Source organism: Nonomuraea sp. NPDC049400 (assembly GCF_044466425.1).
Classification (GTDB): domain Bacteria; phylum Actinomycetota; class Actinomycetes; order Streptosporangiales; family Streptosporangiaceae; genus Nonomuraea.
In genome coordinates, this window is sequence record NZ_JBITMP010000071.1 from 19,600 (window position 1) to 37,577 (window position 17,978).

At 67.8% G+C, this 17,978-nt stretch carries 14 protein-coding genes and 2 pseudogenes; 10 read left to right on the forward strand and 6 right to left on the reverse strand.

Going from position 1 to position 17,978, the window contains the following annotated elements; genetic code table 11:
• Window positions 1–36: 36 nt before the first annotated feature.
• Together ACIBVN_RS54360 and ACIBVN_RS54365 are read right to left on the reverse strand one after the other, a co-directional pair.
• A complete protein-coding gene (locus ACIBVN_RS54360; RefSeq protein ID WP_397149712.1) occupies window positions 37–903 on the reverse strand; it encodes a TIGR03620 family F420-dependent LLM class oxidoreductase in 867 nt (288 codons plus the stop codon).
• The gene (locus ACIBVN_RS54365; RefSeq protein ID WP_397149714.1) at window positions 900–1,799 is read right to left on the reverse strand and encodes an NmrA/HSCARG family protein; all 900 of its coding nucleotides are present in this window, start codon (window positions 1,797–1,799) and stop codon (window positions 900–902) included. The genes ACIBVN_RS54360 and ACIBVN_RS54365 overlap by 4 nt, the downstream gene beginning before the upstream one ends.
• A 118-nt stretch (window positions 1,800–1,917) precedes the next feature.
• On the opposite strand from ACIBVN_RS54365, the gene ACIBVN_RS54370 reads away from it, so the two are divergent.
• The 3 genes from ACIBVN_RS54370 to ACIBVN_RS54380 all read left to right on the forward strand — a co-directional run bounded on the left by ACIBVN_RS54370 (window position 1,918) and on the right by ACIBVN_RS54380 (window position 3,711).
• Complete coding sequence (locus tag ACIBVN_RS54370; RefSeq protein WP_397149716.1) at window positions 1,918–2,517, forward strand: TetR/AcrR family transcriptional regulator; 600 nt, start codon at window positions 1,918–1,920, stop codon at window positions 2,515–2,517.
• Window positions 2,518–2,737: 220 nt separating this feature from the next.
• Complete coding sequence (locus ACIBVN_RS54375) at window positions 2,738–3,223, forward strand: hypothetical protein (protein WP_397149718.1); 486 nt, start codon at window positions 2,738–2,740, stop codon at window positions 3,221–3,223.
• A gap of 113 nt (window positions 3,224–3,336) precedes the next feature.
• Window positions 3,337–3,711, forward strand: a complete 375-nt coding sequence (locus ACIBVN_RS54380; protein WP_397149720.1) for a Tn3 family transposase — start codon at window positions 3,337–3,339, stop codon at window positions 3,709–3,711.
• A 47-nt stretch (window positions 3,712–3,758) separates the two neighbouring features.
• On the opposite strand, the gene ACIBVN_RS54385 is transcribed toward ACIBVN_RS54380, so the two are convergent.
• A complete protein-coding gene (locus ACIBVN_RS54385) occupies window positions 3,759–4,778 on the reverse strand; it encodes a LacI family DNA-binding transcriptional regulator (protein ID WP_397149722.1) in 1,020 nt (339 codons plus the stop codon).
• A gap of 289 nt (window positions 4,779–5,067) precedes the next feature.
• Here ACIBVN_RS54385 and ACIBVN_RS54390 point away from each other — a divergent pair, with 289 nt between their 5' ends.
• The 5 genes and pseudogenes from ACIBVN_RS54390 (at window position 5,068) to ACIBVN_RS54410 (ending at window position 11,084) form a co-directional block, all read left to right on the forward strand.
• The gene (locus tag ACIBVN_RS54390) at window positions 5,068–6,453 is read left to right on the forward strand and encodes an extracellular solute-binding protein (RefSeq protein WP_397149724.1); all 1,386 of its coding nucleotides are present in this window, start codon (window positions 5,068–5,070) and stop codon (window positions 6,451–6,453) included.
• Between the two features lie 19 nt (window positions 6,454–6,472).
• Window positions 6,473–7,405 (forward strand): carbohydrate ABC transporter permease, encoded by a 933-nt coding sequence (locus ACIBVN_RS54395; protein WP_397149726.1) that lies wholly within the window; start codon window positions 6,473–6,475, stop codon window positions 7,403–7,405.
• A 2-nt stretch (window positions 7,406–7,407) separates the two neighbouring features.
• Window positions 7,408–8,247 carry a carbohydrate ABC transporter permease gene (locus tag ACIBVN_RS54400; RefSeq protein WP_188189173.1) on the forward strand — a complete coding sequence of 280 codons (840 nt, stop codon included), beginning with the start codon at window positions 7,408–7,410 and terminating at the stop codon, window positions 8,245–8,247.
• A 69-nt stretch (window positions 8,248–8,316) separates the two neighbouring features.
• Window positions 8,317–9,945 (forward strand): glycoside hydrolase family 13 protein, encoded by a 1,629-nt coding sequence (locus ACIBVN_RS54405; protein ID WP_397149728.1) that lies wholly within the window; start codon window positions 8,317–8,319, stop codon window positions 9,943–9,945.
• Window positions 9,946–10,081: 136 nt separating this feature from the next.
• Window positions 10,082–11,084 (forward strand): annotated as a pseudogene (locus tag ACIBVN_RS54410) (transposase).
• 192 nt (window positions 11,085–11,276) lie between these two features.
• Here the strand turns inward: ACIBVN_RS54410 and tnpA are convergent.
• Window positions 11,277–11,694, reverse strand: a pseudogene (gene tnpA / locus ACIBVN_RS54415) (IS200/IS605 family transposase).
• A 22-nt stretch (window positions 11,695–11,716) separates the two neighbouring features.
• On the opposite strand from tnpA, the gene ACIBVN_RS54420 reads away from it, so the two are divergent.
• A complete protein-coding gene (locus ACIBVN_RS54420) occupies window positions 11,717–12,910 on the forward strand; it encodes an RNA-guided endonuclease InsQ/TnpB family protein (protein WP_397149730.1) in 1,194 nt (397 codons plus the stop codon).
• Between the two features lie 226 nt (window positions 12,911–13,136).
• Here the strand turns inward: ACIBVN_RS54420 and ACIBVN_RS54425 are convergent, their stop codons facing one another.
• Together ACIBVN_RS54425 and ACIBVN_RS54430 are read right to left on the reverse strand one after the other, a co-directional pair.
• Complete coding sequence (locus ACIBVN_RS54425; RefSeq protein WP_397149732.1) at window positions 13,137–14,747, reverse strand: hypothetical protein; 1,611 nt, start codon at window positions 14,745–14,747, stop codon at window positions 13,137–13,139.
• Between the two features lie 1,039 nt (window positions 14,748–15,786).
• Window positions 15,787–16,692 (reverse strand): helix-turn-helix transcriptional regulator, encoded by a 906-nt coding sequence (locus ACIBVN_RS54430; RefSeq protein WP_397149734.1) that lies wholly within the window; start codon window positions 16,690–16,692, stop codon window positions 15,787–15,789.
• A 134-nt stretch (window positions 16,693–16,826) separates the two neighbouring features.
• Between ACIBVN_RS54430 and ACIBVN_RS54435 the strand changes: the two genes are divergently transcribed.
• Window positions 16,827–17,954: an alpha/beta hydrolase gene (locus ACIBVN_RS54435; RefSeq protein ID WP_397149736.1), complete on the forward strand. Its 1,128-nt coding sequence runs from the start codon at window positions 16,827–16,829 to the stop codon at window positions 17,952–17,954.
• The last annotated feature ends 24 nt before the right edge of the window (window positions 17,955–17,978 follow it).

Consider the following 17,978-nt stretch of genomic DNA (forward strand, 5'->3'; position numbering starts at 1 on the left):
CCGGCATTCCTGTGTGTGGTGCCTGGGAGTGCCGGCTCACAACAGCTGTGCGGCAAGCTCCTCCCATTGACGCAGTGGCGGCTGATCCGGTGTGGCCGTGAGCACGTGCAGGCTGATGTGATCCGCACCGGCGTCGAGGTGGTCACCGACCCGCCGGGCGATGTCCTCGGGGCCGCCGGTGGCCACCAGCGCTTCGACCAGCCGGTCGTCAAGGGCCGCGGCGTTGTGAAATCCCAGCCCGCGCAGCAGCGTCAGCCGGTTGGGCAGGGCTGCGGCCGCGTGGGTGCGGGCCAGCTCGGCCGCGCGGGAACGGGACGGGTCCACGACCACGAGCTGGGTGACCGCCAGCAGCGGCCGCGGTCCGAGCAGGCTTCTTGCGTGGCGGGTGTGCTCGACCGGCATGCCCAGAGGGTGGGCGCCGCGGGCTCGTTCGGCGGCGAGCCTGAGCATCCCCGGGCCCAGCGCGGCCAGGACCCGAGGCGGTGCGGGGATCGGCGGGCCGAACGGGGCGGCGTCCATCGCGTCCAGATAGCGGCGCATCGTCGCCAGCGGCGGGCCGAAGCGGTGGCCGCGCACGCCGGTGACCAGGGCGGGATGGCTGATCCCGAGGCCGAGCAGGAACCGGCCGGGAAATGCCTCCGCAAGAGTGCGCTGCGCGGCTGCGGTGGTGACGGCGTCCCGGGCGTAGACGCTGGCGGTGCCGGTGGCGATGACGGTCTGCCGGGTGGCCGACAGCAGCAGGGCGGCCTGGGCCATGGCCTCGCGGCCGGTCGTCTCGGGGAACCACAGGGCCGGGTAGCCGAGGTCCTCGATCAGCGCGGCTGCCCGGCGCAGGACGGGGGCGGGATGGCGGTCCATCTCGCCCGCCCAGATGCCGACCCGTCCGAGGTCGGGGGCGCTCATCGGTCCTGGTCGGCCAGGAAGCCGGCGATCTGGGCCGCTCCAGTCCGGGCCAGCCAGGTATGCAGGTCCATCAAGCCGGGGTACAGCGCGCGGGCGAAGGAGACGTCGGCGCGCCAGCCGCGTTCGTTGAGCCAGGTGTAGGCGAAGGCGAACTCCTCGCCGGCCTGGGCGATCACCTGGAGCGGGAGCTGCACGTACGGCAGCGGCCGGTCGATGGCCTCGGAGATGGCCGCGGCGATCTGCACCGGAGTCAGCTCGTCCCCTGCCAGATCCACCGCCCGGCCGATCCACTCGCCCGGCCGGGCGAAGGCGAGGGCGGCGAAGACGCCGACGTCGTCGACGGCCATGATCTGCTGCGGCACGTCGGCGGCGAACGCGGTGGCCACGGCGCCGTCGTGCAGATGGTACGAGCCGGTGTAGTTCTCCATGAACGAGACCGGCCGCAGGAAGGTCGCGGGCAGGCCCAGCCGGGTGATGTGCTGTTCGATCCGCCACTTGCTCACCACGTTCTGCGGCAGTTGCTCGGTGTTGTGGCGGCCCGCGCCGGCGACCGAGGCGTAGACCAGATGCCGCACACCGGCGGCCTGTGCCGCCTCGGCGACGTTGCAGCCCCAGCGGACCTCGTCCTCGGCGGAGAAGCCCGCCGGCGTGCCCGGGGAGCCGACGGTGGGCTGCACGCTGAACAGGCCATGGGCGCCTTCGGCCACGGCGATGAGCGAGGCGACGTCGTCCATCTCGGCGCGGACGAGCTCGGCACCCGCCCGTGCCAGCGCACGGGCCCCAGTGGCGTCCGGATCGCGCGTCACCGCTCGCACCCGCCAGCCGTCGGCGAGCAGACGCGCCGCCACGGTCCGCCCCTGCAGGCCGGTCGCCCCCACCACCACGATGGTCTTCACGAAATGTCTCCAGAAAGTAGGCATGCGGAGGCCACCCACTTAAGTGGGGGACCCCTCCGGTTCTGGTTCAGTACGATATGGAGGGATACCCCGTTTTCGCAAGCTCGCCGGAGATCACATGAGGCAGGACAGCCGTACGACGTCGCCCGCCCGGCCGATGCGTGCGGACGCGCGCCGCAACTACGACCGCATCCTGGCCACGGCCGCCGAGGCCATCGCCGAGCACGGAGCCGAGGCGTCCCTGGAGGAGATCGCCCGGCGCGCGGGCGTCGGCTCGGCCACGCTGCACCGGCACTTCCCCTCCCGGCAACGGCTGCTCGAGGCCGTCTTCTGGGGCAAGGTCGAGGCGCTGTGCGCCACAGCCGGCGACCTGGCCGCCGGGCCGGATCCGGAACAGGCGCTGGTGACCTGGCTTCGCGCCGTCGCCACACACGCCGCGTCCAACCGCGGCCTGGCCGCCTCACTGATGCGGGGCGCCCAAGACGGCGACCCCACCCTGGGCGCCACCTGCCACACCATGATCGTGAACGCCGGAGAGGGCCTCCTGGTTCGCGCCCGCCAGGTGGGCGCCGTACGGGACGACGTATCGATCACAGACCTGCTCACGCTCGCCAACGCCATCTCCCTGGCCGTCGAGCAGGAACCCGACGGCGTGGCACAGGCCGGCCGGCTGCTCAACCTCGCCCTCACCGGAGTGCACCCTGCCGGGCCGAGATGACACCACCGTTCCTAGGACTGAGCATGAGTTGCGCATGCTCGGCCGAATGCTCCGAACGGTGTTGAGTGTTCTGGTTGCCCGCGTTCGTGCCGCGTCCGGCGCCAGCGGATCGTGTCCGTGGCCCCGGGGATGCGGGGGCGGGGTCCCTCACGCCCGTGGGTTTTCGTTCCGGCCCGGATGGTCCGATGCCTCTGCTCATCGCTCCGGTGAGCAGGGGGCGGTGCCGTCCGACGACGACGACCTCCAGGCTCCGGTGCGTAAGGTTCGCCACTCGTTGGACCTGCTGGGTCACTCCATGGAGCAGTTCCTGCGGGCCGTCAGCGCCGGTAACCGGATCACGGCCGCCTACTACCTGGAGAGCTTGAGGCGCGACGTGGCCAGGGGCGCGCTCAGTCTGGCTGACATGCACACCACACCGACCCCAGCCATCCCCTGCGCCGTTCTCCAGCTCCCGCGCCCTTCCGGGGTTGCGTCCACGGAAGTGGTGTACGAGTTTGACCTGGTCACAGGCGTGGCGTCGTGCAATAGCGACGGCCATCGCGTGATCTTTCGAGTAGCAAGATCAAGATTCGAAGGGAACCAGGCGATGGCCGCGGACAACAGTGTGACGCCCGAGCAGTGGCTGGCGAAGCAGATCGAGACCGGCGACCCGGATCGGCCGTTTTCTCCCGGATGTGCCCCCAGCCGCCAAGTAGCTCTCCGGTAGATCACGGTCGCAGTTCGTGATCGTCACGAGTCGGGCATACCAGCCGGTAGCGGTGCTCGGAGGTTCGACGGTGTTCCCGATCTCGGGGACCGGTCGAACGAGGGAGCGCGCAGGTGCGTCGGGAATGGGAACCGGAAGAGCTGATTGCGGCGTGGACGCTACGTCGGGAGATCCACGAAGGGCTGCAGGTGGTGGAGAACTGGAACTCGGCCAATGCCGACCTGTTCTACGGCAAGGCGGGCACCATCGGTGGCATCGACCGGGAGAACCAGGAGGTGTCCATGCTGGCGCTTCACCTGCTGCAGCCGGCGCTGGTGTTCGTGAACACGCACCTGGTCCAAGCGGTCCTCAAAGACCCCAACTGGGCCGAGCGTCTCAGCGACGCCGACCGGCGCGCCCTGTCCCCGCTGTTCTGGTCGCACGCCAACCTGTACGGCACCATCCAGATCGACATGGACAGTCACCTGGATCTGGGCTTGGCCGCCTGATGGCGGGTGCCGTGAACCGCTGGCCACGATGAAGGCGCCGCCTCGCGCTATGCGCGAGGCGGCGCGGTGCTGTTGCGGATCACGAGCTGGGTCGGCACGACGACGGCCCGGTCGGTCTCTTGGCCGCGCAGGATGTCCAGGAGCATGCGTCCGGCGAGTTCGCCTTGCTGGCGGACGGGTTGGCGCACGGTTGTCAGGTCGGCCAGTTCGGCGAGGGGGTGGTCATCTATGCCGATGACGGACACGTCCTCGGGGATGCGCAGGCCCGCGCGGCGCAGGGTGCGGATTGCGCCCAGGGCGACCTCGTCGGAGTGGGCGTAGACGGCGGTGGGCGGCTCGGGCTGGCTCAGGAGCCTGGCCATGGCGTCGGCGCCTTCGCTGCCGCCCCAGTCGACGGTGACGACGAGCCGGTCGTCGACGGGGATGCCCGCGTCGCGCAGGGCGGCGTAGTAGGCGTTGGAGCGGCCTGATGGCGCGAGCTCTCCCGGCTGGTCGGGGTCAACGGCGGCGATCATGGCGATGCGGCGGTGCCCGAGGAAGATCAGATGGTTCATCGCCTGTCGCCCGGCTGCCTCGTCGTCGATGCACACGCTCGGGTAGGGGGCGTGCTGGCCGCCTGCGGCGATGATGGTGACGCCCATGAGCTCCAGTCGCCGCTGCTCTTCTTTGCCGACAGGGAAGGCCAGGACGACCACGGCATCGACCTTGCGTCTGGCCGGCAACCGGTAGAAGAAGTCCTGCCGGTCCTCGATGCCGCCGACGTGGTAGAGCAGCACATCGAGGTCGGCGCCTCGAAGGACTGATTCCAGCCCTTCGAGGAGGGCTGCGAAGAACCAGCGGGAGATGTGCGGCACGACGACCGCGACCCGGCCCGTGGCGCCACCGGCAAGACGGGACGCTTCCGGGGAGACGACGTAGGAGAGCCGCTCGGCGACGGCCAGTACGCGTTGCCGGGTGGCTTCGGCGACTCCCGCTCCGTTGTTCAGCGCACGTGAGGCGGTGGCCATCGAGACGCCGGCCGCTCGGGCCACGTCCTCCATGTTGATCTTCCGGGGGCTCTGGGGCATGGCAGAAGCCTAACCCACTTTCGGAAACGCTTCCATAGTATCGAAAGACCCCTTCTGGAGATGCGGCATGTAAACGCGCGGCTGCGGGGCTCCTTCAATCAAGTGCACCTCTACTGACCTTGTGTTACTTATTCGTTACTTGACATGCCAGTCCGGCAACTCCCAGGCTTGCGGCAACGGAAACGCTTCCGAAACAAGCCTGCGGATTCCTGCAGCCCCGCCGAGAAGCGCACCAACCCCCCTGCCTGCCGACCGTGAACGGCAGCCGCATGGATGCAAGGGAGGCATCATGCTTCAGCGCCACACCTCCAGAGCAGGCGCCCTCAGCCGACGTCTACGTGCCCCGCTGGCGGGCATCGCCGTCGGGTCCGCGCTCGTCACGCTGGCGGCGTGCGGTGCACCGGGGTCGGGCGGCTCCGGCTCGCCGGCCGAAGCGTCACCGACCGCGGTGAGCACCGCCGTGGCGGACACCCCGGCGACCCTGACGTTGTTCTCCGCCGCGGGGCTCCAGGCGTATGAGCAGGGCTTGGCCGATGCCTTCCAGGCCAAGTACCCGAAGATCACGGTGAAGCTGCGGGTGGAGCCGGACAACAACTACAACACCGTGCTGCCCCGGCTGCTCGCCTCCGACTCCCCGCCCGACCTCGTCCAGCCCGCCGACCTCCTCGGCGGCGTCAAGGACGGCCTGCTCACCGACCTGGACGCCTATGACAAGGCCTACGGCTGGAGTTCCAAGGTCCCGGCGTCGGCTCTGGCTCCCGGGCGGGTGTCGGACGGCGTGATCGGTTCGGGGACGCTGTATCAGGCGGGCGGCTCGGCCGGACCCCTGGTCGGCGTCTTCTACAACAAGGAGCTGGCGGCCAAGATCGGCATGACGACGCCGCCCGCGAGCATCGCCGAACTCGAAGCCCACCTGGCCAAGGCCAAGCAGGCCGGCATCACCCCGATCGTGGCCTCCAACCAGGACGGGCTGATCGGGCACCTGTACAACCTGCTGCTCGGCGACTACATGGGCGCCCAGGCGCTCAGCGACATCGTCTACCACAAGCCGGGCGCGACCTTGGACACCCCGGCAGCGGTCCAGGCGACCGAAGTCCTGCAAAAGTGGATCAAAGCGGGCTACTTCGCCTCCGACGTCAACGCGCTCAACCAGGAGGCGTCCTACGGGCAGTTCGCCGGTGGCAAGGGTCTGTTCTTCTTCCAGGGCAGCTGGATCGTGCAGACCCTGGACAATACCTTCGCCGGCAAGTACGGCGTCTTCCCGATGCCGCCGGCCGACAAGGGCGGCAAGTACGCCGGGATGACCAGCAACACCTTGGCCTTCTCGATCGCCGCCCGCTCCAAGAACAAGGACGCCGCCGCGCTGTTCCTGGACTTCCTCACGACGCCCGCCGCTGCGGAGGTCGCGGTCAAGAACGGCTACGCCGCCCTGACGCCCGGGGCCGGTAGCGCGGGCGAGCCGTCCCTGTCCGGCACACTGTCCGAGCAGATCCAGAGCGGCTATGCGGCGATCGCCGCGGACAACGGCTTCGACAGCTGGCTGCAGAACGCCGCCCCCGCCGTCAACACCAAGCTCACGCAGCAGCTGCAGCTCCTGGTGGCCGGCAAGGTCGCCCCGGCCGCGATGGTCAAGACCCTGCAGGACACCTACGCCAACGCCCTCAAGGGCAGCTGAGCCCGGCAGAGGCCACACCATGCATCTGATCAACCCGACACGCAGCCGCCCTGGAGATCACACCGCCGCGTCCCGGAGCCGTCGCACGCTCCGGGCGCGGCGCTGGGCCGGATGGCTGTTCGCCCTGCCCGCGCTGGCGTTCTACGCCGTCTTCGACTTCCGGCCCATCCTGCTGTCGATCCAGTACTCCTTCTACGACTGGGACGGCATCGGCGCGTCCACCTGGGCCGGGCTGGAGAACTACCGCGAGGTGTTCACCGATCCCGAACAGCTGTCCTCGCTGCTGCACGCCTTCTACCTGATCCTGTTCTTCACCGTCCTGCCGGTGACCCTGGCCCTGATCAGCGCCTCGGTGATGCGGCAGATCCAAGGCAAGTTCACCGGGACGCTGGCCCGCACCATGCTGTTCCTGCCGCAGATCATTCCCGGCGCCGCCGCCGGAGTCGCCTGGACCTGGATGTACTCCGACAACGGCGTGGTCAACCAGCTGCTGCGAGCCGTCGGCCTGGAATCGGCCGCACGGCCCTGGCTCGGCGACTTCACCTGGGCCCTGACCGCGGTCGGATTCATCGGCACCTGGCTGTCGACCGGACTGTGCACGATGCTGCTGCTGGCAGGCATCGGCAAAATCGACGGCAGCCTCTACGAAGCGGCCCGCATCGACGGAGCCGGCGCGATCAGGCAGTTCCGGTCCGTCACCCTGCCCGGACTCCGCAACGAGATCGGCGTCTGCGTGACCATCACCGTCATCGCCGCGCTCGCCAGCTTCGACGTGGTCTACCTCGCCACCCAGGGCGGCCCGGGCACCCAGACGATGGTGCCCGGTGTCATGGTCTACAACCTGGCGTTCAACGAGAGCCGCCTCGGCGCGGCCTCCGCCCTCGCGGTCGTCCTCGCCCTGATCGTGATCGCCGTCATCGTCCCGCTCCAGCGGCTGTTCCGGGAGAGATAGCCATGCCCACCTCGACGCCCGTACGGACACTGCGCCGACGCGCGCCCGGTCTGCTGCTCATTGCGGCGGCGTCGCTGTACTCGATCGTGCCACTGCTGAGCATGATGAGCGCGGCGCTGGCACCCCAAGGGTCCTTCCCGAGCGGCCTGAGCTGGCCCAGCGACCCGCACTGGCACAACTTCATCGACGCCTGGAACGTCGCCAACATCACGACGCTCCTGCAGTCCAGCACCATGATCGTGCTGGGCGTCGTGCCGATCGCGGTCCTGATCTCCACCATGGCCGCCTACGCGATCGCCATCCTGGCCATCCCGCTCGGCCGCATCTTCTACACGGTGCTCGTGCTCACCCTGACCCTGCCGTACGAGATCGTGATCGTCCCGCTGTACGAGCAGAACAAGGACATGGGCCTGCTCGGCAGCCAGTGGGCCCTGATCCTGCCGCTGATCGGACTCAACATGCCGTTCGCGGTCTTCTGGATGCGAGCGCACTTCGTCAACGTTCCCCGCGAGTTGTCCGAGGCCGCCGGCCTCGACGGCGCCGGCCCCTGGCAGGCGCTGCGGCACATCCACCTGCCACTCGCCCGCCCCGCGATCGCGTCCCTCACCTTGCTGATGTTCCTGTCCACCTGGAACCAGTTCCTGCTCGCCCTGGTGCTCATCGACGACCCCACCAAGCGCACCATGGCCGGCGCCCTGCAGGCCTTCACCACGAAATACAGCACCGACCAGGTGCTCCTGAACGCCGGCGCCCTGCTCATCATGGCCCCCACGATCATCGTGTTCCTGTTCCTGCAACGCCACTTCGTCAAGGCGCTGCTGCAGGGCGCCGTCAAGGGCTAGGACGCCGCCGCACCCACCCCCCGCCGAGAAGACACGTACACGCACCGAACAGTCAGGAAACCGAGGAACGTGAGCAACGCAACCGACAACTGGTGGCGCTCGGCCGTGATCTACCAGGTCTACATCCGCAGCTTCGCCGACGGCGACGGTGACGGAACGGGCGACATCGCCGGGCTCCGCTCCCGCCTGCCCTACCTGGCCGAGCTCGGCGTCGACGCGATCTGGATCAACCCGTGGTACCCCTCCCCGCTGGCCGACGGCGGCTACGACGTCTCCGACTACCGCGACATCCACCCCACCTACGGCACCCTCGCCGACGCCGAGAAGATGATCGCCGAAGCCCACGCACTCGGCCTGCGCGTGATCCTGGACATCGTCCCCAACCACACCTCCGACCAGCACCCCTGGTTCCAGCAGGCCCTCGCCGCGGGACCCGGATCCCCCGAACGCCGGCGCTACCTGTTCCGCGACGGCAGGGGCGAGGACGGTTCCCTGCCGCCCAACGACTGGCACGCCGCCTTCGGCGGTCCCGCCTGGACCCGCGTCCCCGACGGCCAGTGGTACCTGCACCTGTTCGCACCCGAGCAGCCCGACCTCAACTGGGACCACCCAGCCGTCCACGCCGAGCTCGACGACGTTCTCCGCTTCTGGTTCGACCTGGGCGTCGACGGTTTCCGCATCGACGTCGCCCACGGCATGGCCAAGGATCCCGCTCTGCCCGATCTCGGCCTGACCGAGTTCTCCGTCCTCACAGCAGAAGGCCAGAACGACCATCCGCACTGGGACCGCGACAGCGTCCACGACATCTTCCGCCGCTGGCGTGCCATCGCCGACGGCTACCCCGACCGGCGCGTCTTCGTCGCCGAGGCCCACGTCCGCCCCGGCCGCCTCGCCCACTACCTGCGCGACGACGAGCTGCACACCGCCTTCAACTTCGACTTCCTCAAATGCCCGCTGGAAGCGGGCCCCCTGCGCGAGGTCATCGACCGCAGCATCACCGGCCTGGCCGCCGTCGGCGCGCCGCCCACCTGGGTCCTGTCCAACCACGACGAGACCCGGCACGTCACCCGCTACGGCCGCGCCTACACCGGCGTACGAAGCGCACTCCTCGACCAGGGCGCCCCCTCCGACCATGCCCTCGGCACCCGCCGCGCCCGCGCGGCGGCGCTGCTCATGCTGGCCCTGCCCGGCGGCGCCTACATCTACCAGGGCGAGGAACTCGGCCTATACGAAGTCGAAGACCTACCCGAAACAGCCCTCCAAGACCCCACCTGGGAACGCTCCGGCCACACCATCCGAGGCCGCGACGGCTGCCGCGTCCCCATCCCCTGGTTGGGCACCACACCGCCGTTCGGCTTCGGCCCGCCCCGATCCGTACCCTGGCTTCCCCAGCCGCAAGACTGGACGGCCTACACCGCCGAAGCCGCCTCCGCCGACCCTGCCTCCATGCTGCAGCTCTACCGTGCCGCCCTACGTCTGCGCCGAGCGGTTCCGGCTTTCACCGGGGAAGCGTTCAGCTGGCTGGACAGCCCGCAGGGCACACTCGTCTTCGAACGCGGAGCCGGACTGCTGTGCGTGGTCAACCTCTCTGACCTGCCTCTCCCGCTTCCGGACGCCTGCCAGGTCCTCCTCGCGTCAGGCCCTGTGGACGACCGCATCCTGCCCACGGACACGGCAGTCTGGCTCCAACGGGACTGAGCGCTGTAACCGGCCGCGGCCATCCATCGCACCCGACGACCGCGGTCCTGGTTACGGCCTCAAGCGGGAGAGCGGTACGTGGTCATGCGCCTCCAACACCGTGGCCGCAGCCGCCTGCTCGGCATGCTCGCGCAGCATGTTGCGATCCATGGTGAAGACCATGGCCGAAGCGTTGATGTCGGCCGAGGCCGACAGCCTGTGCGGCGCCGGCTACGGCGAGCGCAGCGACGAGCGGACCAACCGGCGCAACGGCTACCGCACCCGCGAGTGGGACACCCGCGCAGGATCGATCGAGCTGGCCATTCCGAAGCCGCGGTCGGGCTCGTACTTCCCGGACTGGCTGCTGGAGCGGCGGCGCCGGGCCGAGCAAGCGCTCATCAGCGTCGTGGCCACCAGCTACCTGCTGGGCGTCTCGACCCGGCGCGTCGACAAGCTCATCGAGCAACTCGGCATCAAGCACATCTCCAAGAGCCAGGTCTCGCAGATGGCCAATCGGGCTGGAGGTCACCAGCGCCGAAGACGGCGCGGGCTGGCTGGCCTTCCTGCGCGGCCTGGTCGCCCGCGGCCTGTCCGGCGTGCAACTGGTCATCTCCGACTGCCACGCCGGTCTCGTGGCGGCGATCGGAGCCACTATGGCGGGCGCGTCCTGGCAAAGGTGTCGCAGCCACTACCTGCGCAACCTTCTGAACTGCGTCAACAAGTCCGCGCAGCCGTTCGTGGCCACCTTGGTGCGCACCATCTTCGATCAGCCCGACAGTGCCTCGGTGCGCGCTCAGCACGCCTGGGTGGTGCAAACGCTCGAGGCCAAGCATCCGGCCGCGGCCGAGCACCTGGACGCCGCCCGGGAAGACCTGATCGCCTTCGCCGCCTTCCCCCGCGAGATCTGGCCGCAGCTCTGGTCGGACAACCCGCAGGAGCGGCTGAACAAGGAGATCCGCCGCCGCACCGACGTGGTCGGGATCTTCCCCGACCGGGCCTCGATCATCCGGCTGGTCGGTGCGGTGCTGGCCGAGCAGACCGATGAGTGGGGCGAGGCCCGCCGCTACATGGGGCTGGACATCCTTGCCAAAGCCCGCGTCCGGCTCGTCGCCAGCGACACACCGACCCAGAATCCGCTCCCGCAGACACTTACCGCTTGACCTGCAGAAACAGGATCACGCGAAGATCGATTCATACACCGCGTCCGTGGACGTGACCGCCCAGACCACCAAGACCCGCTATCAGATTCGTCGGCAGTGCTCCGGTGTTCACGCTGGGGGTGAAGCCGACCAGCCCGCGTAGCGGGGCAGGAATAGCCGATTCGCCGCCAGGCGAACCGGGGTCTGCTTGGCTCAGTCCGGACGATTCTGCTGTTCGATGTACTGGCGCAGGACGCTGATCGGGGCGCCGCCCCACTGAGCCGGCGAAGTAAGAGCCTGACCACAGCTTGTTCGCCCGGTAGTAGTGGCGGGTGAGTTCGGGGAACTCCTGACGCATCCGCCGTGATGACACTCCTTTGAGGCTGTTGACCAGCTTGGAGAGGGCGATCTTGGGTGGGAAGTTGACCAGCAGGTGGACGTGGTTGTTCTCGCCGTTGAACTCGGTCAGCTCGGTTTCGAAGTCGGCGCACACGGATCTCATGATCTCTTCCATGCGGGTCAGGTGGGTGCCGGTGAAGACGCGGTGCCGGAACTTTGTCACGAAAACCAAATGGGCGTGGAGGAGGAAAACGCAGTGTCTGCCGGTCCTGATTCCGCTGTATTCGTCCATAGGCCAACTGTAGGATGAGGTCGTGCAGCTTCGTTACTCCTTCCGGCTGGACCCGACCCCGATGCAGCGGATCGCGCTGGCGCGGGCGTTCGGGTGCGCGCGGGTGGTGTTCAACGACGCGCTCGCGGCCCGTCGTCAAGCGCACGCGGACGGCCTGCCGTTCATCAGTGACGGGGACCTGTCCAAGCACGTCATCACCGAGGCCAAGCAGCGCCCGGACCGGATGTGGCTGTGCCAGGTGTCGGCGGTCGTGCTCCAGCAGGCCCTGGCCGACGCCTGCATGGCCTACCGCAACTTCTTCGCCAGTCTCAGCGGGAAGCGGAAGGGGCCGAAGATCGCCGCGCCTCGGTTCCGGTCCCGCCGAGACCAGCGGCAGGCGATTCGCTTCACCAGGAACGCCCGGTTCAAGGTGGGGGAGAAACTGACCTTGCCGAAGATCGGCGATATCGCGGTGCGCTGGTCGCGCCGCCTGCCGTCGGTCCCGTCCAGCGTGACGGTGATCAAGGACGCGGCGGGCCGGTACTTCGCCTCGTTCGTCGTCGAGGTCAACCAGCACCCCCTGCCTCAAAAGCAGGCCGAGACCGGCATTGACCTTGGGCTTGAGCACTTCGCGGTGCTGGCGGACGGCCGGAAGATCGACTCCCCGCGGTTCCTGCGCCGGGCGGAGAAGAAACTGCGCAAGCTGCAGAAGGCGTTGAGTCGTAAGCAGAAGGGATCATCCAACCGGGCCAAGGCCCGGATCAAGGTCGCCTGCCAGCACGTGAAGGTCGCCGACGCGCGGCGCGAGTTCCACCACCAGGAATCCACCCGGATAGTTCGCGAGAACCAAGCGATCTTCGTGGAAGACCTGGCGGTCAACGGACTGGCCCGCACCCGGCTGGCCAAGAGCGTCCACGACGCGGACTGGTCGGCGTTCACCGCCATGCTGGAGTACAAAGCGAAACTGTACGGGCGGACGTTCGCCAGGACCGACCGGTTCTTCCCCTCCTCCAAGCTCTGCTCGGTCTGCGGGACACTCGCCGAACAGATGCCACTGGCGGTTCGGGAGTGGGAGTGCTCGTGTAGGGCACACCACGACCGGGACGTCAACGCCGCGATCAACATCCTCGCCGCTGGACGGGCGGAGAGACGAAACGCCTGTGGAGGCCAGGCAAGACCATCGCTCACGGTGGCACAGGCCAATGAAGCAGGAAGCCGTGGAAGTGCCGCCGCATGAACGGCGCGGCACAGGCCAGAACCCTCGACGTTCACGCCGGGGAGCGCGTCAAATCAACGGCACTGTCCCCCTTCCGGCACCGTTTGGAGTCCGGGGTATGCCGGCGTGTGGTCCCAGAGCACAGTGGGTTCGTGCGGCGGCCGAGGGCAGGGACGGACGGCCTGAACGAAGGTAGGCCGGAGCCGACGTTGGCCGTGCCCGGTGAGGCGCGGCCAACGCTCATCGCTTACGAGCCAGGGAGCCGATCGGCGAGCTGCGCCAGGTAGAGGGAGCCAGGTGCCAGCCCCGACCGGTTGGTCCCCTCCACATAGCCGGTCTGGTGGTTGGTGTACCAGTTCTGCCCGGTGACGATGCCGGTAGTGCCGATGGCGAAGTTCTGGGCGGTCGGTGGAGTCTGCACGCACAGCTTCTTGCCGTTGTCCACGGTGCAGTTCCACGCCACGCTGTTCACCGAGGACCAGCCATGCCCATCCCCCCTGTCTCCGCGATTGTGCAGGGCCAGGACCCAATCGTTCTCGCTCTGGTTGGACAGTTCCTGGATGTTGTCGTACAGGAGCCCCTGACTCCACCGGTGATGGCCGCCGGTCTCGTTGTAGCCGAACTTGCTGTACCCGTTCAGCCACACATTGCCAGAGCAGGTGCTCGTCCCCGTGCCGATGAAGGCGTGCCGCGCATGGAACGCAATCAGGTCGTTGAAGAGCACCTGCTGGGCCATGCCACCGGCGCAGAAGCTGTACCGCCTCCCTCCGATGATCTCGGAACGAGGTTGGACGGCCCGAACCCGCTGCACGGTAACCCGCGTGCTGCGCTGCACCCAGACGCCGGAGACCGAGAAGTGCAGGAGCGCGGCGTTCATGACCCACGCGTCCTCGACCCTGCTGACGAAGATGCAGCTCTGCGGGTGGTCCTCGCTAGTGCTCGACGGATCGCCCATGTCGATGCGGAGGTCCTCCACACCCACATTACGGACGAGCCCGGCCCGGTCCCAGACGTATACGTAGGACTGGGACAGGGACCGTCGCAGATCGTTGAAGACGGGGGCGCAGATGATGATGTCGTTGCCCACGATCTCCCGGATGTATCTGTTGTACATGATAAGCAGCTCGCCGGGGGCCCAGGGAGCTTCGTTCACCACGCCCCCGCCGTTGATCGCCTCGGTCCACTCCTGGGTGTGCGGGTGATAGATGATGATGTTGTCGCCGACCTTGAGGTTGGCCGTCGATGCCAGGGTGATCCTGCGCTGTCCGGTCGTGACCAGGCTGGAGGTGATGCCGGTCTTGGTGCCGGGCACCTGCGATTCCCAGCCGCCGGACGCACCACCGACGAAGAGGACCGCGCTCCTGCTCCCGTCGCCCTTACCGGTGATGACCGTGTTGACCGACGGGTCGGCTTCCTTGCCGACCCCGCGCAACACGACACCGTCGCGCTTCATCCGGAGCGTGCCTTCGACGATGTAGTGACCGGCCTTGAGGAGCAGCGCCCCTCTGAACCCGTTGGCGCCGAGCGGCATCGCGCCCACCTCGTCGAGCGCGGCCTGAATGTGCGCGGTGTTGTCACCATCGACAGGGCCGATCTCCTTGACGACTGGGACGGACGGGATCGGCGTCTGACCATTGCGGTACCCGGCCCAGCTGAAGTCCGGGATCACCTTCCCTCGCGAATCCGGCTTGTAGACAAGCCGGCCGTCGGCGCCCGGGTAGACGAGCTGGGAATGCCATGTATCCGCATGCGCCGCGTCGGGGGCCAGCACGTCACGGGTCAGAGACGCGGCCGCCCCCGCGACCACGGCCCCGCCACCGATCCTGAGCAGGCTGCGGCGCGATAGAGATCCGGGCATAGTGTGTTACTCCTCCAAAGGGGCCCCGGACCCAACTCTCCGACCACCGAGGCGGGGTCTGAGCTTGTCCGTTGAGTCAGTGAAAGACATACGGAGGGTAGAGGAGGCCGGTATGTTTCCCGTATATCGCCGGGTGCATCCCGAAGCTGCACACCTCGCCGGCCGCGTGCGGGGGCACAGCCGGGTGAACGAGGAAGCCGCCGAGCGTCATGAGATGCTGCGCTCAGGCCGGTAAGGGCTCTTTCTTTTTGTAACGCGGCAGCGGGACATGGTGGGCATTTGAGCCCAAGAAGAGACGTATCACCCAATATGCGACTCTGTCTTTTGTCGCACTTGCGTGGTTTCTGTGGATAAGGACATGAGGGCGGGCAGCGCGCCGTAGTAGCCGGCGTTCAGCGCAGAAGGTCTTGGACGTGGTACAGGTGTTTTCACCTCGACGAAGCGCTGCAGCCCTTTCGTCCCCGATGAGACCTCGGCAGACGCCAGGGCGGGGGTCGTTCCGCCCATGAGCGCAGCCGCTGCGAAGATTCCCCTGCCAAGGTGCCGATCTTACGTCCTAGCAATTTATGTTCTCCCTTTCCGAGGCGCCCAGTGGGTCGTCGCTGGGATGGATAATGAACTTCGGCCTAGGGATCGGCGGTATATCGCCGGTATGTCACCCACGCCACCGGCACTGGCCTCGCCGGCCTGCTGTTCTGGTGGATCGCCCACCACTAAGCCGCACATCGCCACGGATGGTTTGGTACGCCCGCTGAGGCGTACAGACCATAAGAGCACACGCTCACCCGAGGCGAGGGCGAGTCGATGACTTTCCGCCTGTACGAGCACCGGCCCGACGTACACGATCGAAGAGCGGTGCCAGACCCACGACGGCTCCGGCGTCGAGATCTCCGAGTCCGGCCAGGACGACGAACGCGCCCACGTGGCGCTGACCTCGCCCCCCAGCGCCGCCGCCGGGGCCCAGGCGTCGGCGGCGGCCTCGAACGCCATCCGCATCGGCTACGCCCGCGTCTCCACCCGGGGCCAGGAGCAACGCCGCTCAGCTGGAACTGCTGAACGCGGCCGACTGTCGCGAGATCGTTGAGGAGACCATCTCGACCCGCCACAAGGGCCGCCCCGAGCTCCAGGCCACCGTGGCGGCCTGGAGGTGACCGTGGTGGCGTCGATCATCCTGCGTGCGAGCGGGGGCGGCGTCGAGGGTTGCGGCCCAGCTCGCGAGCAGGCGCAGGGCGTCGTGGGAGGGGCTGTCGGGAGCGGCGGTGTAGACGGTCAGGTTCAGGCCGGGGTCGGCGTGCAGGTCCATGGACTCGTAGTCGAGGGTGAGGTCGCCGATCGCGGGGTGGTGGAAGGTCTTGGTGCCGGTGTGGTGCAGGCGCACGTTGTGCTGGGCCCAGCGGCTGCGGAAGTCGGCGCTGCGGGTGGACAGTTCGCCGATCAGCTGGGTGAGTTCCTTGTTGTAGGGGTCGCGGCCGGCTTCGGTGCGCAGGAGGGCGACGGTGACGTCGGCGGCGCTGTCCCAGTCGGGGAAGAAGTCGGGTCCGGCCGGGTCGAGGAACTGGAAGCGCGCGATGTTGGCCGGCTGGCCGCGTGTGGCGCCCGGGTGCGGGCTCCGGCCGGGGGCGGAGTGCTGGGCCTGGAAGACCGGCCAGTACATGGCGCGGCCGAGGCGGTTTGCGGCCACGATGTCCATGCGGCCGTTGCGGATGATGGCCGGGGCGTCGGTCATGGCGTCCAGCATCCGCTGCAGCCCGGGACGGACCCTGTGGGCGAGGCGGCGGGGGCGGGGGCCGGTGCCCGCGGCGCGGGCCAGGTCGAACAGGTGAGCGCGTTCGGCGTCATCGAGCTGGAGGGCTCGGGCCACGGCGTTCAGGACGTCCTCGGAGACACCGCTGATATGACCTTTCTCGAGACGGGTGTACCAGTCGGTGCTCACGCCGGCCAGCACGGCGACTTCCTGTCCCCCCGATAAACGCGACCTCCCGCCCGTGCGATGGAACCGGTTTTCTGGGTGTTGTCATATGGCGTGACGGCCTGTCGTCAACGAAAGCTGTCACCGGGTACACGCAAGGAGCATCAACGATGAACATGAAGTCTGATAACGCGGGGCGGAACCTCCCACGCCGTGGCCTGATCAAGCGGGCCGGCGCCGGTGCCGCCGTACTCGGTGTGCTTTTCGCAACAGGGTTCACTTCGACCGCCCAGGCAGCCACGTCCTCGGCACCGGTGGCCCATTCAACGCCGGACCTGCCGCCTGGGGACACGTCCAACGGCGCGGACAACTTCTACACCAGCGACAGGGTAACGGTCCAGAAGGTTTCCTTTAAGAACCAGTACCGGATGAACGTCGCCGGGAACCTGTTCGTCCCCAAGAACATGAATCGCCGCGCGAAGAACCCGGCGATGGTGGTCGGACATCCCATGGGTGCGGTCAAAGAGCAGAGCGCAAACCTGTATGCCACGAAGATGGCCGAGCGGGGATTCGTCACCATGTCCCTTGACCTGTCGTTCTGGGGCAAGAGTGACGGCCGGCCTCGCAACGCTGTCTCGCCGGACATCTATGCCGAGGACTTCAGCGCCGCGGTGGATTTCCTGCGCACCCGTACCTTCGTCGACAAGGAGCGGATCGGCGCGATCGGGATCTGCGGCAGCGGGAGCTTCGTCATCAGCGCAGCCAAGATCGATCCGCGCATCAAAGCCATCGCGACGGTCAGCATGTACGACATGGGCGCCGCCAACCGCAACGGGCTCAGGAAGTCCGTCACCCTCGAGCAGCGGAAGGACATCCTCGAGCAGGCAGCGCAACAGCGCGATGTGGAGTTCGCGGGTGGCCAAACTGAATACGCTGTCGGAACACCTGAACAGCTAAACGAGAACTCGACTCCGGTCGAGCGCGAATTCTATGACTTCTACCGCACCGCCAGGGGGTACAGCCCGAACACCACGACGCATCGCACGCTCACGAGCAACGTCAAGTTCATGAACTTCTACCCGTTCGCCGACATCGAGACGATCTCTCCTCGCCCGATGCTCTTCATCACGGGCGAGAAGGCTCATTCCCGGGAGTTCAGCGAAGAGGCCTACCGGCTTGCCGGTAAAGGCAAGGAGCTGTTGGTTGTTCCCGGCGCCGGTCACGTGGATCTCTACGATCGCGTCAACCTCATCCCCTTCGACAAGTTGACGACGTTCTTCCGGAACAATCTGAAGTGACCCGGAACGGGCGCTCCTACGGGC